General features: G+C 72.1%; 16 protein-coding genes and 2 pseudogenes. 6 read left to right on the forward strand and 12 right to left on the reverse strand.

Features of this window, described 5'->3' with window-relative positions:
- Positions 1 to 65: 65 nt before the first annotated feature.
- From AB0J10_RS10200 to AB0J10_RS10220, 5 genes and pseudogenes are all read right to left on the reverse strand, one after another.
- A complete protein-coding gene (locus tag AB0J10_RS10200) occupies positions 66 to 1,046 on the reverse strand; it encodes a hypothetical protein (RefSeq protein ID WP_363059972.1) in 981 nt (326 codons plus the stop codon).
- Complete coding sequence (efeU, locus tag AB0J10_RS10205) at positions 934 to 1,902, reverse strand: iron uptake transporter permease EfeU (RefSeq protein WP_363059794.1); 969 nt, start codon at positions 1,900 to 1,902, stop codon at positions 934 to 936. The genes AB0J10_RS10200 and efeU overlap by 113 nt, the downstream gene beginning before the upstream one ends.
- Before the next feature lie 16 nt (positions 1,903 to 1,918).
- Entirely contained in the window at positions 1,919 to 3,316 is a 1,398-nt protein-coding gene (gene efeB / locus AB0J10_RS10210; protein WP_363059796.1) for an iron uptake transporter deferrochelatase/peroxidase subunit, read from the reverse strand.
- Positions 3,317 to 3,330: 14 nt separating this feature from the next.
- On the reverse strand, positions 3,331 to 4,479 hold the full coding sequence (gene efeO, locus AB0J10_RS10215) for an iron uptake system protein EfeO (protein WP_363059798.1): 1,149 nt from the start codon (positions 4,477 to 4,479) through the stop codon (positions 3,331 to 3,333).
- 223 nt (positions 4,480 to 4,702) lie between these two features.
- Positions 4,703 to 4,795, reverse strand: a pseudogene (locus tag AB0J10_RS10220) (hemin ABC transporter ATP-binding protein); the annotation flags it as partial.
- An 11-nt stretch (positions 4,796 to 4,806) separates the two neighbouring features.
- Here AB0J10_RS10220 and AB0J10_RS10225 point away from each other — a divergent pair.
- Positions 4,807 to 4,992 (forward strand): annotated as a pseudogene (locus AB0J10_RS10225) (HtaA domain-containing protein); the annotation flags it as partial.
- A 90-nt stretch (positions 4,993 to 5,082) separates the two neighbouring features.
- On the forward strand, positions 5,083 to 5,757 hold the full coding sequence (locus tag AB0J10_RS10230; RefSeq protein WP_363059974.1) for a PhzF family phenazine biosynthesis protein: 675 nt from the start codon (positions 5,083 to 5,085) through the stop codon (positions 5,755 to 5,757).
- A 315-nt stretch (positions 5,758 to 6,072) separates the two neighbouring features.
- Here AB0J10_RS10230 and AB0J10_RS10235 read toward each other — a convergent pair whose 3' ends face one another.
- Positions 6,073 to 6,744 carry a biliverdin-producing heme oxygenase gene (locus tag AB0J10_RS10235; RefSeq protein ID WP_363059800.1) on the reverse strand — a complete coding sequence of 224 codons (672 nt, stop codon included), beginning with the start codon at positions 6,742 to 6,744 and terminating at the stop codon, positions 6,073 to 6,075.
- Between the two features lie 115 nt (positions 6,745 to 6,859).
- On the reverse strand, positions 6,860 to 7,717 hold the full coding sequence (map, locus tag AB0J10_RS10240) for a type I methionyl aminopeptidase (protein WP_363059802.1): 858 nt from the start codon (positions 7,715 to 7,717) through the stop codon (positions 6,860 to 6,862).
- A 109-nt stretch (positions 7,718 to 7,826) separates the two neighbouring features.
- Here map and AB0J10_RS10245 point away from each other — a divergent pair, with 109 nt between their 5' ends.
- A complete protein-coding gene (locus AB0J10_RS10245) occupies positions 7,827 to 8,060 on the forward strand; it encodes a hypothetical protein (protein ID WP_363059804.1) in 234 nt (77 codons plus the stop codon).
- 251 nt (positions 8,061 to 8,311) lie between these two features.
- Here AB0J10_RS10245 and AB0J10_RS10250 read toward each other — a convergent pair whose 3' ends face one another.
- Together AB0J10_RS10250 and AB0J10_RS10255 are read right to left on the reverse strand one after the other, a co-directional pair.
- A complete protein-coding gene (locus AB0J10_RS10250; RefSeq protein WP_363059806.1) occupies positions 8,312 to 9,607 on the reverse strand; it encodes an MFS transporter in 1,296 nt (431 codons plus the stop codon).
- A gap of 45 nt (positions 9,608 to 9,652) precedes the next feature.
- Entirely contained in the window at positions 9,653 to 10,261 is a 609-nt protein-coding gene (locus AB0J10_RS10255; RefSeq protein ID WP_363059808.1) for a hypothetical protein, read from the reverse strand.
- A 104-nt stretch (positions 10,262 to 10,365) separates the two neighbouring features.
- Here AB0J10_RS10255 and npdG point away from each other — a divergent pair, with 104 nt between their 5' ends.
- Positions 10,366 to 11,076 (forward strand): NADPH-dependent F420 reductase, encoded by a 711-nt coding sequence (npdG, locus tag AB0J10_RS10260; RefSeq protein ID WP_363059810.1) that lies wholly within the window; start codon positions 10,366 to 10,368, stop codon positions 11,074 to 11,076.
- A 98-nt stretch (positions 11,077 to 11,174) separates the two neighbouring features.
- Positions 11,175 to 11,354: a hypothetical protein gene (locus AB0J10_RS10265; RefSeq protein ID WP_363059812.1), complete on the forward strand. Its 180-nt coding sequence runs from the start codon at positions 11,175 to 11,177 to the stop codon at positions 11,352 to 11,354.
- Positions 11,355 to 11,428: 74 nt separating this feature from the next.
- On the opposite strand, the gene AB0J10_RS10270 is transcribed toward AB0J10_RS10265, so the two are convergent.
- From AB0J10_RS10270 to AB0J10_RS10280, 3 genes are all read right to left on the reverse strand, one after another.
- The gene (locus AB0J10_RS10270) at positions 11,429 to 12,235 is read right to left on the reverse strand and encodes a site-2 protease family protein (protein WP_363059814.1); all 807 of its coding nucleotides are present in this window, start codon (positions 12,233 to 12,235) and stop codon (positions 11,429 to 11,431) included.
- Positions 12,236 to 12,637: 402 nt separating this feature from the next.
- Positions 12,638 to 13,456, reverse strand: coding sequence for an ABC transporter permease (locus AB0J10_RS10275; RefSeq protein ID WP_363059816.1), 819 nt, complete (start codon positions 13,454 to 13,456; stop codon positions 12,638 to 12,640).
- Positions 13,453 to 14,448, reverse strand: coding sequence for an ATP-binding cassette domain-containing protein (locus tag AB0J10_RS10280; protein ID WP_363059818.1), 996 nt, complete (start codon positions 14,446 to 14,448; stop codon positions 13,453 to 13,455). The genes AB0J10_RS10275 and AB0J10_RS10280 overlap by 4 nt, the downstream gene beginning before the upstream one ends.
- A 458-nt stretch (positions 14,449 to 14,906) precedes the next feature.
- Here AB0J10_RS10280 and leuE point away from each other — a divergent pair, with 458 nt between their 5' ends.
- Positions 14,907 to 15,560 carry a leucine efflux protein LeuE gene (gene leuE / locus AB0J10_RS10285; protein ID WP_363059820.1) on the forward strand — a complete coding sequence of 218 codons (654 nt, stop codon included), beginning with the start codon at positions 14,907 to 14,909 and terminating at the stop codon, positions 15,558 to 15,560.
- Positions 15,561 to 15,579: the final 19 nt, after the last annotated feature.

Here is a 15,579-nt window from a genome sequence, read left to right on the forward strand (position 1 = left end):
GCCGCACGCCCCGGTGCCCCTGGTGCCCATGACCGCCGCCGCGCCCCGGAAGGGTCCGCGCGGTACTACGAGCCGCGCGCCGCCGTCACACCCTGCAGCCGGCTGATGATCCGCACCGGCGGGCCGGCGGCACCCTTCGGGGCCACCGTCACCGCCTGGCTCGACACCCACTCCTTGGTGAGCGTGCTCTTCACCACACCGTTCATGAGCGCCTTCACGTCCGGGCTCGCCTTGGGCCGGTAACCCTGCGCGGCCGTCTGCCGGTCGAAGTAGCGCAGCGCGAAGAACACCAGCGCCCCGCCGTCCTCCGTGGCCAGCCCGAGGGGCGCGAAGTCCCCGGTGTCCAGTGCCTGGTCGACGTACTGCGTGCTCAGCCCCGCCCGCCGGCCGTTCTGCTCGCGCACCTGCCGCCATCCGCTCGTGTGCGCGCCGTCGGCGAAGTGCTGCGGCTTGCCGGTCCGCAGGTACGAGGCGTACTCCTCGCTGAGGTCGCGCGGGGTGACGGCCGTCGCGTCGGAGTCCGGGGCCACCGGCTCCGCCCAGCCCTCCTGGTCCGTGCGGAACTTCGGCACCTCGGCCGGGGAGAGGATCGCCAGATACGCGGCCTCCCACAGTTGCTTGTTGCTGTTCTTGACGAACACGATCAGCCAGCGGCTGTCCAGGTCGCCGGAGTCGGTGTCCCGGTTGCTGTCGGCGTCCGCCACGAAGAAGCGCGGCCAGCCCGCCTTCTTGGGGATGTGGTACGTCGTGTCGCTGAGCTCCAGCGGGCGGTGCCGTGGGTTCCCGCCGGGCGTGGTGATGCTGCGGGCCTTCAGGCCCGCCTGGTTGATGGCGCCCAGCGCGCCCGTGACCCGGCCCGCGTCGAGCGCCGGGTCGTAGGCCTTGTCGGCCGCGTTGTAGGCGTCGGTGAAGTCCTGGAGGGCCTGCTCGGCCTCAGCCCTCGTCGCCGACGGTACGACCTCCAGCTCGCCGTGCACCGTCACGCACCCGCTCGCCGTCAGCGACAGCACCGTCACCGCCGCGAGCCCCGTCGCCGCCCGACCCAGCCTGCTCATCGGTTGCCTTCTGTTCCTCGCCGCCCCGCACTGACCGTCCGAACCCTACCGGGGTGAGGAACAGCGTGAGTGCCGGGACCAGATACAGCGCCCACACCGTGACCTGGAGGACGGTCGGGTTCGGCTGGAAGTTGAACACGCCCTTCAGCAGGGTGCCGTACCAGCTGTCCGGCGGGACGGCGGCGCTGATGTCGAACGCCTTCTCGGCGAGGCCGCCCAGGAAACGGGCCTCCTGCAGATCGTGCACCCCGTACGCCAGCACACCGGCGGCCACGACCACCAGCATCCCGCCGGTCCAGGTGAAGAACCTCGCCAGGTCGATCCGCAGGGCGCCACGGTAGAACAGCCAGCTGAGCAGCACGGCGGTCGCGATGCCGAGCAGGACGCCGGCGAGCGGCGCGGACGAGCCGGCGGTGTCCGCCGCCGCCCGGACCGACGCCCAGACGAACAGGGCCGTCTCCAGGCCCTCCCGGCCCACCGCCAGGAACGCCGTGGCCACCAGGGCGCCGGTGCCCATCCGCAGCGCGGCGTCCAGCCTCCCGTGCAGTTCGGCCCTCAGCTGCCGTGCGGTGCGCCGCATCCAGAACACCATCCAGGTGACCAGGCAGACAGCGACGATCGACAGGGTGCCGCCCAGCAGCTCCTGGGCCTCGAACGTCAGCTCCTGGGAACCGAATTCGAGGGCCGCGCCGAAGGCCAGGGACACCCCGCAGGCGACCCCGATGCCGGCCCACACCGGCTTCAGCGCGTCCCTGCGGTCCGTCTTGACCAGATAGGCGACGAGGATGCAGACGACGAGTCCGGCCTCCAGCCCCTCGCGCAGCCCGATCAGATAGTTGCCGAACACGGCAGGTCCCTTCCGCTCACGAGAACAGCGCCCGGCCCCACCAGTCGTCCTTGTCCCGGACGCCCGGAGGGATCGCGTACAGCGCCGAACCCACGTGCTGGATGTACTCGTTGAGGTCGTCGGCGGCCAGACTCCGCTGGACCGGGACGAAGCCGTGGGCGACGTCCCGCTGGTAGGCGAGGAAGAACAGCCCCGCGTCGAGCCGGCCGAGCCCGTCCGTGCCGTCCGTGAAGGAGTAGCCGCGGCGCAGCATCCTCGCCCCGCCGTTGGAGTCGGGGTGCGCGAGGCGTACGTGCGCCGTGGGCAGCATCGCGGGCAGGAACGGCTCGTCCCGCTCCCTCGCCCTGCCGACCGGGGCTCCCTCGCCCTTGTCGCGGCCGAAGATGTCCTCCTGCTCCTTCAGCGACGTGCGGTCCCAGGTCTCGATGTTCATCCGGATCCGGCGCGCCACGAGGTAGGAGCCGCCGACGAGCCAGGCCGGGCCGTCCTTCGGCGAGACCCAGACGTGCTTGCCGAGGGCGGCGGTGTCGGTGCCGGCGATGTTGCGGGTGCCGTCCTTGAAGCCCATCAGATTGCGCGGCGTCTGCGCCTCGGGCGTCGTCGAGGACGTCTTGCCGAAGCCGAGCTGCGACCAGCGGACGGCGACCTTGCCGAAGCCGATCCGGGCGAGCTGGCGGATGGCGTGCACCGCCACCTGCGGGTCGTCGGCGCAGGCCTGGACGCACAGGTCGCCGCCGCTGCGCGCCGGGTCGAGGTTGTCCCCGGCGAACTTCGGCAGCTCGACGAGCGCGGCGGGCCTGCGGTCCCCCAGCCCGAAGCGGGCGTCGAAGAGCGACGGGCCGAAGCCGACGGTGAGGGTGAGCCGCGACGGCTTCAGCCCGAGCGCCTCGCCGGTGTCGTCCGGCGGGGCCTCGGCGAGACCGCCGTACGCGCCCTCGCCGACAGTGTCGCCGGCCGTCATGCTCTCGGCGGCCCGGGTCCAGTCCTGCAGCAACCGGACCAGTTCGGCCCGGTCCCGGGTCTTCACGTCGAAGGACGCGAAATGCAGCCGGTCCTGCACGGCGGTGGCTATGCCGGCCTGGTGCGCGCCGTGGAAAGGCACCGCGGCGCCGCTCGCGGCGGCCGGCGAGGTCCGGTCCCCGCCGGCCGTCGCGGCGGCCACGGCGCCCCCGGCAGCGGCGGCGCCGAGCGCGAGCCCGGCACCTCCCCAGCCGAGCAGCGCGCGCCGCGAGGGCGCGGCGGTCGCCCCGGCGACGCCCGTGCCGGTGTCGGGGCGTTCGTCCGTCTGCTCCCGTGCGCCGGTGCGCGTGGGCTGGGCGGTGCGTTCGTTCCCGCCGGTGCGTGTGCCGGTGTCGGCGCGCTCGCCCGTGCCGGGCTCCGCCGTCCCGGCCGGGGGTGTGGTCTCCTCGGACATGTCTGCCGGTCCCCCTACCCGACCACGGCCGCGGCCAGCTTCGACAGCGGCTCGGCCAGCGCGTTGACCCCGTCGGACAGCTCCTTGCGCTGCGCCCCGGAGACCTTGTCGTACGAGGTGAAGACGTAGGTGCCCTTGTCCGCCCGGTACTTGTCGAGCAGCGCGTTCAGCGCGGCGAACTGCTTGTCGAGCTCGGCGACGAGCTCCGTGTCGTTCTTCGACGCGACCGGCTTCAGCAGCTCGTACGACTTCTGCGCGCCCTCGACGTTGGCCTTGAAGTCGACCAGGTCGGTGTGGGAGTAGCGCTCCTCCTCGCCGGTGACCTTGCCCGTGGCCACCTCGTCCAGGAGCTCCTTGGCGCCGTTGGCCATCGACGTCGGGGTGATCTCGGCGGTGCCGACCTTCTTCACCCAGACCGCGAGGTCCTTGTCGAGGGTGTCGGCGAGCGCCTTCTCCTCGGCGCCCAGTTTCCCGTCCTGCCACAGCGCCTTCTCCAGCCGGTGCCAGCCGGTCCACTTCTCGCCCGGCTCCAGGTCGGCCACGCCGTCCTCGCGGAGGTCGACCTTCGGGTCGATGTCGCCGAACGACTCGGCGACCGGCTCCGTGCGCTCCCAGCCGATCCGGGAGTCCGCGTACGCCTTCTTCGCCGCCTCGACGTCGCCTGCGCGGACGGCGTCGGTGAACACCTTCGCCTTCGGCAGCGTCTCGTCGGCCTGCTGCTGGGCGTACGTGCGGTAGGCGGCGACCGCCGCGTCCATCTCCGGGGAGCGCTTGGCGACCGTACCGCCGGTCGCCTTGACCTGACGGCGGATGCCGTCGCCCCGCATCCCGGGCTTGCAGGCGATCTCGTAGTCGCCGGCCTTGACCTCCGCGGTCAGACTCGCCTTGGTGCCGGGGCCGATGTTCTCGCGCTCGGTGACGATGCGGTCGTCGGGGAAGAGGATGTAGACCTCGGTGACCTTGGAGCCCTTGTTCTCGATGTCCAGCCGGACATGACCGGCCGGGAACTCCTTCGCGGACACCTCGCAGGAGTCGTCCTTCGCGGTCACGGCGATGGCACCGCCGCCGTCCCCGGCATCGCTCTTCTCGGCGCAACCCGTGACGGCGGTGAGCGCGGAAAGCGCGGCGACGGCGGTGACGACGGACAGGCGGGCGGGTTGCATACGGGCTCCACGGGGACGGGTTCGGGACGGGCTGCGTACGGATTACGGACGGGGCGCGGACGGATTACGGACGGGACGGCAAGCCGGTGAGGCGGGCCTAACTTAACCGAGCCTTACCTGAGCTGCACCGGCCCGTCCAGTGATTCGGATCTCATCCCCGCACACCGGAAAAGGGGAGGTCACGGCACCGTCATGACCGTCCCACGGGCGGGTCAAGCGCGGTTCAAGGGTCCCGTTTCGGTACGACGAGCGGGGTGCCGGTCCGCGGGTGTGCGAGCACCTCCACCGGCTGCCGGTAGACGTCGCTGAGCAGTTCCCATCTCCGATGTGAAGGTCAGGGCTTCGGGTGCCGCGGGCACGCTCCTCGCCGACGTCACCACCTCCAAGGGCACCAGGAACGACGTGGAGTTCGCCGACCTCGACCTGTCCGGGGCGGACTACGCGGCCAAGGACGGCGTGGTCACGTTCAAGAACGTCGCGGCCGAGCTCACCAAGGACGGCGCCGCGCAGTTCGCGGGCCCGAACGGCGAGCCGTTCTACCAGCCGGGCACGGCCATCGACCCGGTGACCGCGGCCCTGCCGGTCCGTGTCGTACGGGGATGCTTGAATGCCCGGGTGACACACGAACGACCCCGCGGCCTCGACGTCCTGCGCGTCTTCTGCTCCGGCGACGGCCGCCACGGCAACGCCCTCGGAGTCGTGCGCGACGGGCGGCCGTACCCGGACGAGAGGTCCCGCCAGGCGTTCGCGGCCGAACTGGGCTTCAGCGAGACGGTGTTCGTCGACGATCCCGAGCGCGGCGTCGTCGACATCTACACCCCGGCCGTACGCCTGCCGTTCGCCGGCCACCCGCTCGTCGGGGTGGCCTGGCTGCTGGACCTGGAAGCGGTCAACCCGCCGGCTGGAGAGGTCTGGGTGCGCTCCGACGGCGAGTTCACCTGGATCACCGCACCCGCCGAGTGGGCCCCGCCGCGCACCCTGCGCCGGTACGACTCGGCGGCCGAGGTCGAGGCGCTGGAGGTGCCGCCACCCGGCGAATGGACGTATGCCTGGGCGTGGGAGGACGAGGCCGCGGGGCGGATCCGGGCCCGCGCTTTCCCCGGCCGGGGCGACGGCATCGACGAGGACGAGGCGACCGGAGCGGCGGCGCTGCTGCTCACCGAACAGCTCGGCCGCGCACTGAACATCACGCAGGGCAGCGGCTCCCAGCTCCTGACGGCTCCCGGCCCCGACGGCCTGATCGAACTCGGCGGCCGTGTGCGGCTCACGCGCCACTGACGGCTCGCACAGCCACGCCCGACGGCTCGCGGCGAAGGCGCCGGGGTCGCGTCACCGGAGCTACCGGTGCCGGGCCTCGACCCATGGAGGCGTGGGGGAGCGTCCGGGGCCGTGCTCGGGCGCGCCACGTGGCCGCCGCCACGGGGGCGACGCCCGGACCGCGCCCGGACCGCGGTCGGACCACGCCAGGAGGAACGCCCGGACGACGCCCGGACCACGGGCGGACCGCGGTGGGTGCTCGGCGGGCGCGCCGGCTCGCGGTGAGCCGGCGCCGGGGACCACGCGGGACCCACCGCCGTGCCCGTCACTCCGCCCTCATGCAGCGCTGAGCGGGAACTCCCGGCCCAGCTCGCGGAACACCGCGCCGTTGAAGTCGAAGGCGCGCCTGCACTCGTCGATGATGCGCTGCTTCTCGAGGTCGTCGGCGTTCACCGAGTCCAGCAGTTCCCGGTAACCCCGCTTGAACGCCGCCGGGTTGGGGATCTGCTCGAAGACGTAGAAGCGGACCCCGTCGCCCTTGCGGGCGAAGCCCCAGGTGCGCTCGGCCTTGTCGCGGATGATCTGGCCACCGGAGAGGTCTCCGAGGTATCGGGTGTAGTGGTGGGCCACATATCCCGCCGGCCAGGTGCGGGCGCACTCCTCGACGCGGGCCGCGTACGCGGTCGTGGCGGGCAGCGGGCGCAGGCCGCCTCGCCAGTCCGGGCCGCGCAGGTGCGCCAGGTCCCGCTCCAGCTCGGCCGCGCGGAAGAGCTCCGGCCGGATGAACGGCCCCGCGACCGGGTCGGCCTCGAGCGCGCCCGCCGAGTCCTCCAGCGCCCGGTACACGAACCACAGCTGCTCCGTGTAGCGGGCGTACGCCTCGACCGCCAGCCGGCCGCCGAGCAGATCGCTCATGAAGGTCGACGTCTCCGCCTCGGTGTGCTGTTCGTGCGACGCGACACGGATCAGGGTCGAGAAGGGCGTGTCCAGCGTGTCCAGCGTGTCCAAGGCGGGCCTCCGGGGACCGAGGGGGGCGGGAACCAGTAGGATCCTCGTACTTAGGCTTACCTAAGTCAACTGGTTCCCGACGGCCTGTCGGTAAAAACGCTACCCAGGATTCGCGTCAGGGCAACGTCAGGATGTCCGCCCCGGTCTCCGTCACCACCAGCGTGTGCTCGAACTGCGCCGTCCGCTTCCGGTCCTTCGTCACCACGGTCCAGCCGTCGTCCCACATGTCGTACTCGTGCGTCCCGAGTGTCAGCATCGGCTCGATGGTGAACGTCATGCCGGGCTGCATCACGGTCGTCGCGTGCGGGCTGTCGTAGTGCGGGATGATCAGACCGGAGTGGAACGAGGAGTTGATGCCGTGGCCGGTGAAGTCGCGCACGACGCCGTAGCCGAACCGCTTCGCGTACGACTCGATGACCCGCCCGATGACGTTGATCTGGCGGCCGGGCCGGACCGCCTTGATCGCGCGGTTGAGCGACTCCCGCGTCCGCTCGACCAGCAGCTTCGACTCCTCGTCGACGTCGCCGCACAGATAGGTGGCGTTGTTGTCGCCGTGCACGCCGTCGAGGTACGCGGTGACGTCCAGGTTCACGATGTCGCCGTCGCGCAGCACCGTGGAGTCGGGGATGCCGTGGCAGATGACCTCGTTGACCGAGGAGCACAGCGACTTGGGGAATCCCCGGTAGCCGAGGGTCGACGGGTACGCCCCGTGGTCGCACATGAACTCGTGCGCGACCCGGTCGAGTTCGTCCGTGGTCACCCCGGGGGCGATGAGCTTCGCGGCCTCCTCCATCGCCCGAGCGGCGATACGGCCCGCGACGCGCATCCTCTCGATCGTCTCGGCGTCCTGGATCTCCGGCCCGGTGTACGGCCTGGGTGCGGGCTTCCCGACGTACTCGGGGCGCCGGATGTTTCCGGGTACGGAACGGGTGGGAGAGAGCTTCCCTGGTACGAGCAGCGACTGGCCAGACATGCCAGCGAGTCTAACCGGGGGTTCCCGGCGCTCCGGGCGGCGGGAACGCGTCGTCCTCGGGCGAAGGGGAAGACGTCGGGGCAGCATGGGTCAGAGGAAGGAGCCGACGATGGCCCTGTTCAAGAAGCGCACGGTGGGCAAGCCGGGCGAGTGGTACTACTGCCTGGAGCACAAGAAGGTCGAGGAGGGGCCCGAGTGCCCGGCGAAGGACCGCTTCGGCCCGTACGCCACGCGCGAGGAGGCCACGCACGCGATGGAGCTGGCGCGGGAGCGGAACCTCGAGTGGGAGAACGACCCGCGGTGGCACGACGCGCCGCGCGGCGGAGACACCGCCGCCGACTGACCGCGGGAGGGACCCGGCGGCGAACCGGCGCCGGCCGTGCGCCGCAGGGTCCGTACCCGTCCGACCGGCGCCGGCCGCGAGAGCCGGACCGTCTGCCGTCCCGCCGCCCCGGGCCGCTCGGCGTCCGTCGCACCCGGGCCGGCCGGCCTGCCGCACCCGGGCCGTGTGGACCGGGCCGCCCCCGCAGGGAGCCGTCCCGCCGGGCCGCTGTCGGGGTGGGCGGCTTCGCACCGCGAGGCGGCTCCGTGCCGTCAGACCGCCGACCCTTCGGCCGCCGCCCTCTCCTTCTGGGCACGGCGGCGCAGGGCGTCCTCGTCCGTCGCCGCGTCGTACGAGACGAGCTTCGGCAGCGCCGCCGTCAGCAGGCCCACCGAGGCCACGCAGAGCAGCCCGCCGCTCCAGAACGCCGCCCGGGTGCCGGTCCAGCCGGCCACCGCACCGGCGCGCACCTGGCCCAGCTGCGGTCCCACGCTGTACGACAGCACCTCGATGCCGGCCAGGCGGCCGCGCAGCGATTCCGGGATCGTCTGGTTCCAGATGGTGGAGCGACCCAGTCCGCTGAGCATGTCGCCGGCGCCCGCGAAGGCGAGGCAGAGCAGCACCAGCCAGATGTCGGTGAACCACCCTGCCGCGGCGATCGCGAGCCCCCATCCGGCGGCGCCGAACACCACGAACAGGCCGTGCCGGCGCACCCGTGAGGTCCAGCCGCTGGTCAGGCTGAGCAGCAGTGAGCCGACCGACCCGGCCGCGTACATCAACCCCAGTGACCACTCCGCGTCGAGCTCGTCGGCGAGGAACGGGAAGACCGTGTTGGGGAAGGCGAAGAACATCGCGGCCAGGTCCACCGCGTATGTGCCGAGCAGCACCGGCCGGCTCCACGCGTACCGGGCGCCCTCCGCGATGCCCCGCAGCGACGGCTTCTCCGCGTCGTGCGCGGGCGGGGCGGGGGAGAGCCGGGTGCACAGCAGTACGGAGACCAGGAACCCGGCGGCCGTCGTGGTGTACGCCGTCGCGTGTCCCGCGTAGGCCACGACCAGCCCGGCCAGCGCGGGCCCGGCGATGGCGCCGAGCTGCCAGCGGAGCGCGTTGAGCGCGGCGGCGGCGGTCTGCTGGTCGTGGGGCACGATCCGGGCCATCAGGGAGTCCAGTGCGGGGCGCTGCAGACCGGCGAGGGCGGAGACACCGGCCGCCACGACGTAGAGCGGCCACAGCGCGGGCGCCGGCAGCAACGAGTTGACCAGCAGGATCGTGGCCATCAGGGCCATGCCGCCCTCGGTGAGCACCAGCACCCTGCGCCGGTCCACCGCATCGGCGAGCGCGCCCCCGTACAGCCCGAACACGACCAGCGGCACGAGTTCCACGGCGCCCATGACCCCGACCGCGAGCGGCGAGCCCGTCAGGTCCTTGATCTGCAGTGGTAGCGCCACCATCGCCAGGAAGCTGCTGAGAAACGTGATGAGCCCCTGCACCCAGAGCAGACGGAAGTCCCGTGAGGAGCGCCAGGGGGAGAGGTCGGGGAGCAGCGCAACGCCGAGTCGTGAAGCCACGACCCGTCATGCTCGGCGGGGCGGCGAGGGTGCGGCAACCGAATTTCACCACCGCGCCGGCGGGGGCGTCGTGAGGTGGTCGGCCAGCCGGGCGAGGCGGTCGCGGAAGGGCCTGCGGCCACGCGGTCCCGGCGACGGCGGGACGTTCTCGCCGGCCGCCGCGCTCATGAGGTGCTGCACCGTGTCCAGGTCGACCTCCGCCGTCCCCGGGACCGTCAGCGCCTCGTGCGCCAGCCCGACGACCTCCGGGTCGCCGGCGTCCAGCGAGAGCACGGTCGCCCCGCAGCGCCGGGCGTCGTGGACTCGCTCCAGCAGCCCTTCGTCGGGCCGCTGCGGCGCCACCACCAGCAGAGTGTCCCCGCGCCCGGCCGCCGACACCCGGCCCAGACCGACGGCGAGGTGTGCCGGGTCCCCCGGGCGCACCCGGTGGCGTACGAGGGTGGGCGCCAGCTCGGGCTGCCCCGACCAGGCCGCCTCGTCCACGAGGTGCGCGGCGAGGTGCCACGGCTCGTACTCGGCCGTTCCCACCAGCAGCAGACCGCCGCCCTGGGGGACGACCGAGGAGCGCAGCGTGCCCGCGAACCCGCGGGCCGCCGCGGGCCACTCGGTCCCGGCGAGGACTTCCCTCAAGAGCGCGACGCGCACGGCATCCATGGGCGGGCATCCTGCCCCACGGGCGCGCCCGCCGCCCGCGGTTCCGCCGCGGTCCATCCGTACGGGACGGAGACCGCCCTGCTACCTGCGAGTAAGGTCGGATCATGACTTCTCAAGACAACGCCAGCGCACCGAAGCCCGCCGCCAGGGACCCATGGGACCTCCCCGACGTCTCGGGTCTCGTCGTCGGCGTCCTCGGTGGCACGGGGGACCAGGGCCGGGGCCTCGCCTACCGGCTCGCCCGCGCAGGGCAGAAGGTGATCATCGGTTCCCGGGCCGCCGAGCGTGCCGAGACCGCGGCCCGCGAGCTGGGGCTCGGCATCGAGGGCGCGGAGAACGACGAGTGCGCGCGGCGCAGCGATGTCGTGATCGTGGCGGTGCCGTGGGACGGGCACGCCAGGACGCTGGAGGCGCTGCGGTCCGAGCTCGCCGGGAAGCTGGTCGTCGACTGCGTGAACCCGCTCGGCTTCGACAAGAAGGGCGCCTACGCGCTCAAGCCCGCCGAGGGCAGCGCCGCCGAGCAGGCCGCGGCCCTGCTGCCGGAGTCCCGGGTGACCGCCGCGTTCCACCACCTCTCCGCGGTGCTGCTCCAGGACGAGTCGATCGAGGAGATCGACACGGACGTGATGGTGCTGGGCGAGGACCGCGCCGACACGGACCTGGTGCAGGCCCTCGCGGCCCGTATCCCCGGGATGCGCGGTGTCTTCTCCGGCCGGCTGCGCAACGCCCACCAGGTCGAGTCGCTGGTCGCCAACCTGATCTCGGTGAACCGGCGCTACAAGGCGCACGCGGGTCTGCGCGTGACCGACGTCTGAGCGGTACCCGCCCCGGACGCGGTGCCGCGTCACCGGCGCCATGGGGGCATGGGGGACACTGGTCCGGAACACCCGTGACCGGACAGGAGCCGACCCCCATGCCCCGCCTCGCCCTCTACGCCCTCGTCATCTGTGTCCTCGCCGTCGCCGCGGCGGTCGTCTCGTTCGTCGAAGGCAGCTGGCTGGGGATCGTGTGGGTGCTCCTGGCCGGTGTGTCGTCGAACATGGCGATCTACTACATCCGCCGCGGCAGGGAGCGGACGACGCCGACCTCCTGACCCCGCGCGGCCGGCGTGCGCCATCCCTCGGCGGACCGTGCACCCGTCTGCCGCGGGCGACGGCGGGACAGTCCTCAGCGGTCGAGCAGTTCCGTGCACTGCGGGTACTGCTCGGTCCAGATGCGGTAGAGGTCCTGGCCGCAGGCGACCTCCGCCCGGGACACTCCGAGCCCGTCCATCAGGGCGAAGATCGCGTCGAAGAACGCGTGGTTCACCTCGGGGATGAAGAGGACGGCGAACACCGCCAGCAGCCCGAACGGCGCGAAAGGCTCCACCTGACGGCGGAAGCCGTACGACAGCCAGGGCTCGACGACCCCGTACCCGTCCAGACCCGGAACGGGAAGGAAGTTGAGGATCGCGGCGGTGACCTGCAGCAGCGCCAGGAAAGCCAGGGCGAAGCGGAAGCCGAGGGGCACGCCCTCGAGCGCACCGAGCCAGAACGGTGCCGTGCAGACGACCGCGAACAGGACGTTCGTCAGCGGGCCCGCCGCGGAGATCAGGCTGTGCTTCCAGCGCCCCTTGATCCGGTGCCGCTCGATGAAGACCGCACCGCCGGGCAGGCCGATACCGCCCATGATCACGAAGAGGACGGGCAGCACGATGCTCAGCACCGCGTGCGTGTACTTCAGCGGGTTGAGCGTCAGATAGCCCTTCGCGCCGACCGTGAGGTCCCCGCCGTGCAGGGCGGTGCGGGCGTGCGCGTACTCGTGCAGACAGAGCGACACGATCCAGGCGGCCGTCACGAACAGGAACACGGCGACGCCCGGGCTGTCCGCGAAGTCCGTCCAGACCGCCCAGCCCGTCACCGCCATGATCGCGGCGATGCCGAGGAAGACGGGCGACACCGTCCGGTCGCTGGAGCGGGTGGTGGCCGAGGTCATCGAGGGCGCTCCCGGGGCGTGGTCGGCTGGTACGTGCACGGCTGGTCCGCGGTCGGCCGGTGGTGATCGGCGGATCGCATGCCGACCGTACAGGCGGCACGGCCAGAACGTCCCGGGTGGGGCGGGAGTTCCGCAGCGCCGCCGGAGCGCGGCGGGAGCGGCACGGACGCCACGAGAACGGGCGGCTGTGCCGCTCCGTGCCCGGTACCACCCGGGTCCTCCGCGCGACGGCGGTCCTGCCGCGCTCGGCGGCGCGCCCGCCCTGGGGCGGGACGACCACGATCGTGCGGGGCGGACCGTCGGCACCGTGCCCGGCGACGCGGAGTCCACGGCCCGGCGCGCCGGGGCGGCGGCCTCACCCGGAGGAGGCCGCCGCCCGCCCGCACGACCGGAGCCGGGAGTTCAGGACTTCGTCCGGAACTTCCTGATGGCCACCGGGGCCATCACCCCGGTGATCACCGCCGACCAGATCAGCGTCACCCACACCTCATGGGCCACCGGGCCCCCGTGCATCAGCCCGCGAGCCGCGTCGGCCAGGGACGACAGCGGGTTGTGGTTGGTGAAGGTCTGCAACCAGCCGGGCATGGAGCCGGTCGGGGCGAAGATCGAGGAACCGAACTGCAGCGGCATCAGCACCAGGAACCCCATTCCCTGGATGGTCTGGGCGCTCTTCATCGTCACGCCCATGGTGAGGAAGATCCACATGATCGAGGAGCCGAAGACCATCGACAGTCCGACCGCCGCCAGGAGTCCCGGGACGCCGTTCACGGACAGACCGAGCAGGAAACCGACCGTCAGCAGGATCGCGGTGGCGACCAGCATCCGGCCGATCTCCACTACGATCTTGGCGATCAGCACGGAGGAGCGGGCGATCGGCAGGGAGCGGAAGCGGTCCATCACACCGCTCCGGAAGTCCTGGCTGAAGCCGGTGCCGACACCCATCGCGATGTTCATGCCCATCATCGCCATCAGTCCGGGGACGACGTAGTCGACGTAGGCGTCATGGTTGCCCTCGCCGGCGATGGCACCGCCGAAGACGAACACGAACAGCAGGGTGAGGACGATCGGCATCAGCACCGCGTCCATCATGGACTCCGGGTCCTGCCGGATCCACAGCAGATTGCGCCGGACCAGCGCGCCGATGTGCCGGAGACTGCCGCGCAGACCGATCCGCCCGTCGTCGGGAACGGCTGCGGCAGGGGTTGCCGTGGCGGCGCTCATACCGCGACCTCCTGGGGGACCGTGCCGGTGACGGAGGCGGTCCGCCGGCCGGTGATGGCCAGGAAGACCTCGTCCAGGCTGGGCAGTTCGGTCCCGATGTCGGAGACGGCGAAGCCCCGGGCGCCCAGCAGGCCAACGACCGCGGTCAGTTGCCCGTCGCTGAGGATCGGAATGTGGAGCACGCCCTCGTCCGGGACGGCCTGGACGCCGGCGACACCGTCGAGGCCCGCCTCGCGCACGGCCGACGCCATCGCGGCCAGCTGCGCCGCGACGGCCGGCCGGATCCGCAGGGTGCGTCCGCCGACCCTCGCCTTCAGCTCGGCGACCCCGCCCTCGGCGATGACCCGGCCCCGGTCGACGACCGTCAGCCCGTGCGCCAACTGTTCGGCCTCCTCCATGTACTGGGTGGTGAGCAGGACGGTGACGCCCTCGGCGACCATCCGCTGCACCTCGTCCCACACTTCGTTGCGGGTCCGCGGGTCCAGTCCCGTCGTGGGTTCGTCCAGGAACAGCACGGCCGGCCGGCCCATCATCGAGGCGGCCAGGTCGAGCCGGCGGCGCATACCGCCGGAGTAGGTCGCGGCGGGGCGCTTCGCGGCGTCCGTGAGCGAGAACCTTTCCAGCAGTTCGTCCGACCGGCGCCGGGCGTCCTTGCGGGATAGATCGAGCAGCCGCCCGATCAGGTACAGGTTCTCCCGGCCGGACAGCTTCTCGTCCACGGAGGCGTACTGGCCGGTGAGGCCGATCGCGCGACGGATCTGCCGGGGGCGGCGCGCCACGTCGTGGCCGGCGACCGTGGCGCGTCCGGCGTCCGGGGTGATCAGAGTGGAGAGGCAGCGGACCAGAGTGGTCTTGCCGGCGCCGTTGGGCCCGAGGACACCGAGGACGGTGCCCTCCCGGACATCGAGGTCCACCCCGTCGAGCGCCTTCGTCTCTCCGTAGTGTTTGACGAGGCCCCGTACCTCGACGGCGTTCATGTCGGTTCGCGTCATGACGCAACCGTCCCAACCGCCGCCGACGGGCCGCCGACACATTGCCGACGGGCCGCCGACACCCGGCCGGAAGTCAGGACCGGCAGCCCTCGTCGTGACCGAAGAGCCACGAACGGTGCGGCTTGCAGTGCTTCGCGCGAACCCTGACCCCGCCGTCCGTGAGGCCGATGTCCTCGGTCTCCCCTGCCGAGGGAGACCGAACCCCGCACCGTGCCATCGCCGGTTAGGGGCGCATGCGGGGAGAGGTGGAGCTCGCCCCGCTCGGGTCCTCGCGGCATATTCCGTTGCCGAACGACCCGGTATGGGATCTGCTGGTCGACCACGAGCCGCTGAACTCCTTCAGGAGCGGCTCAGGGGAAGGCTCGCCCGGCGGCTCCCGGGGCCACCGGGACACCTGAGCGCGGGCGGGAGACGTACGGCGGTTCGCCGATCGCGGCGGGCGAGAGGAAGGGTGCGAAATGCCGGGAGTGGAGAATCCGCTGACCTTCGCCCTGGGCGCGCTGCTGATCATTCTGCTGCCGGGGCCCAGTTCACTGTTCACGCTGTCGGCCGCCGCACGGCTGGGGGTGGGGGCCGGCTACCGCGCCGCAGCGGGGGTGTTCCTGGGCGAGACCCTGCTCATGGTGGCGACGGCCGCCGGTCTGGCTTCGCTGCTCCGAGCCAACGAGCTTCTGTTCGCCGTCGTGAAGTACGCCGGCGCCGGCTACCTGACCTGGATCGCGACGGGCATGATCCGGGCGGCGTGGGCACTGTGGCGGTGCGGTGACGGGAGGAGGGAGGACGCCGAGGGCGCCCCTGACCCGTCGGCGGGAGGAAGGCTGTTCCGGCGCTCCTTGGTGATCACCGTCCTGAACCCGAAGGCGATCTTGTTCTTCATCTCGTTCTTCGTGCAGTTCGTCGATCCCGGGTACGCGTACCCGGGGCTGTCCTTCGCTCTGCTCGCACTCGTCTACCAGGTCATCAGCGTCGCGTACGTGACCGTGCTGATCCTCGGCGGTACGTACCTGGCCACGCGGTTCCGCCGCCGCCGGAAGCTGTCGGCGGGCCTCACGACGGCTGCGGGGGCGCTGTTCCTGGGTTTCGCGGCGAAGCTGGCCACCACGAGCGGCTGAACACGGCCTCGGCGTCCGC

It is taken from the genome of Streptomyces sp. NPDC049887, assembly GCF_040656535.1.
Taxonomy (GTDB): Bacteria; Actinomycetota; Actinomycetes; order Streptomycetales; family Streptomycetaceae; genus Streptomyces.

Coding starts and splice junctions, on each gene's coding strand:
- efeB (WP_363059796.1), bottom strand. CDS start 3,316: ATGTCCGAGGAGACCACACCCCCGGCCGGGACGGCGGAGCCCGGCACG.
- efeO (WP_363059798.1), bottom strand. CDS start 4,479: ATGCAACCCGCCCGCCTGTCCGTCGTCACCGCCGTCGCCGCGCTTTCC.
- map (WP_363059802.1), bottom strand. CDS start 7,717: ATGTCTGGCCAGTCGCTGCTCGTACCAGGGAAGCTCTCTCCCACCCGT.
- AB0J10_RS10245 (WP_363059804.1), top strand. CDS start 7,827: ATGGCCCTGTTCAAGAAGCGCACGGTGGGCAAGCCGGGCGAGTGGTAC.
- AB0J10_RS10255 (WP_363059808.1), bottom strand. CDS start 10,261: ATGGATGCCGTGCGCGTCGCGCTCTTGAGGGAAGTCCTCGCCGGGACC.
- npdG (WP_363059810.1), top strand. CDS start 10,366: ATGACTTCTCAAGACAACGCCAGCGCACCGAAGCCCGCCGCCAGGGAC.
- AB0J10_RS10265 (WP_363059812.1), top strand. CDS start 11,175: ATGCCCCGCCTCGCCCTCTACGCCCTCGTCATCTGTGTCCTCGCCGTC.
- AB0J10_RS10270 (WP_363059814.1), bottom strand. CDS start 12,235: ATGACCTCGGCCACCACCCGCTCCAGCGACCGGACGGTGTCGCCCGTC.
- AB0J10_RS10275 (WP_363059816.1), bottom strand. CDS start 13,456: ATGAGCGCCGCCACGGCAACCCCTGCCGCAGCCGTTCCCGACGACGGG.
- AB0J10_RS10280 (WP_363059818.1), bottom strand. CDS start 14,448: ATGACGCGAACCGACATGAACGCCGTCGAGGTACGGGGCCTCGTCAAA.
- leuE (WP_363059820.1), top strand. CDS start 14,907: ATGCCGGGAGTGGAGAATCCGCTGACCTTCGCCCTGGGCGCGCTGCTG.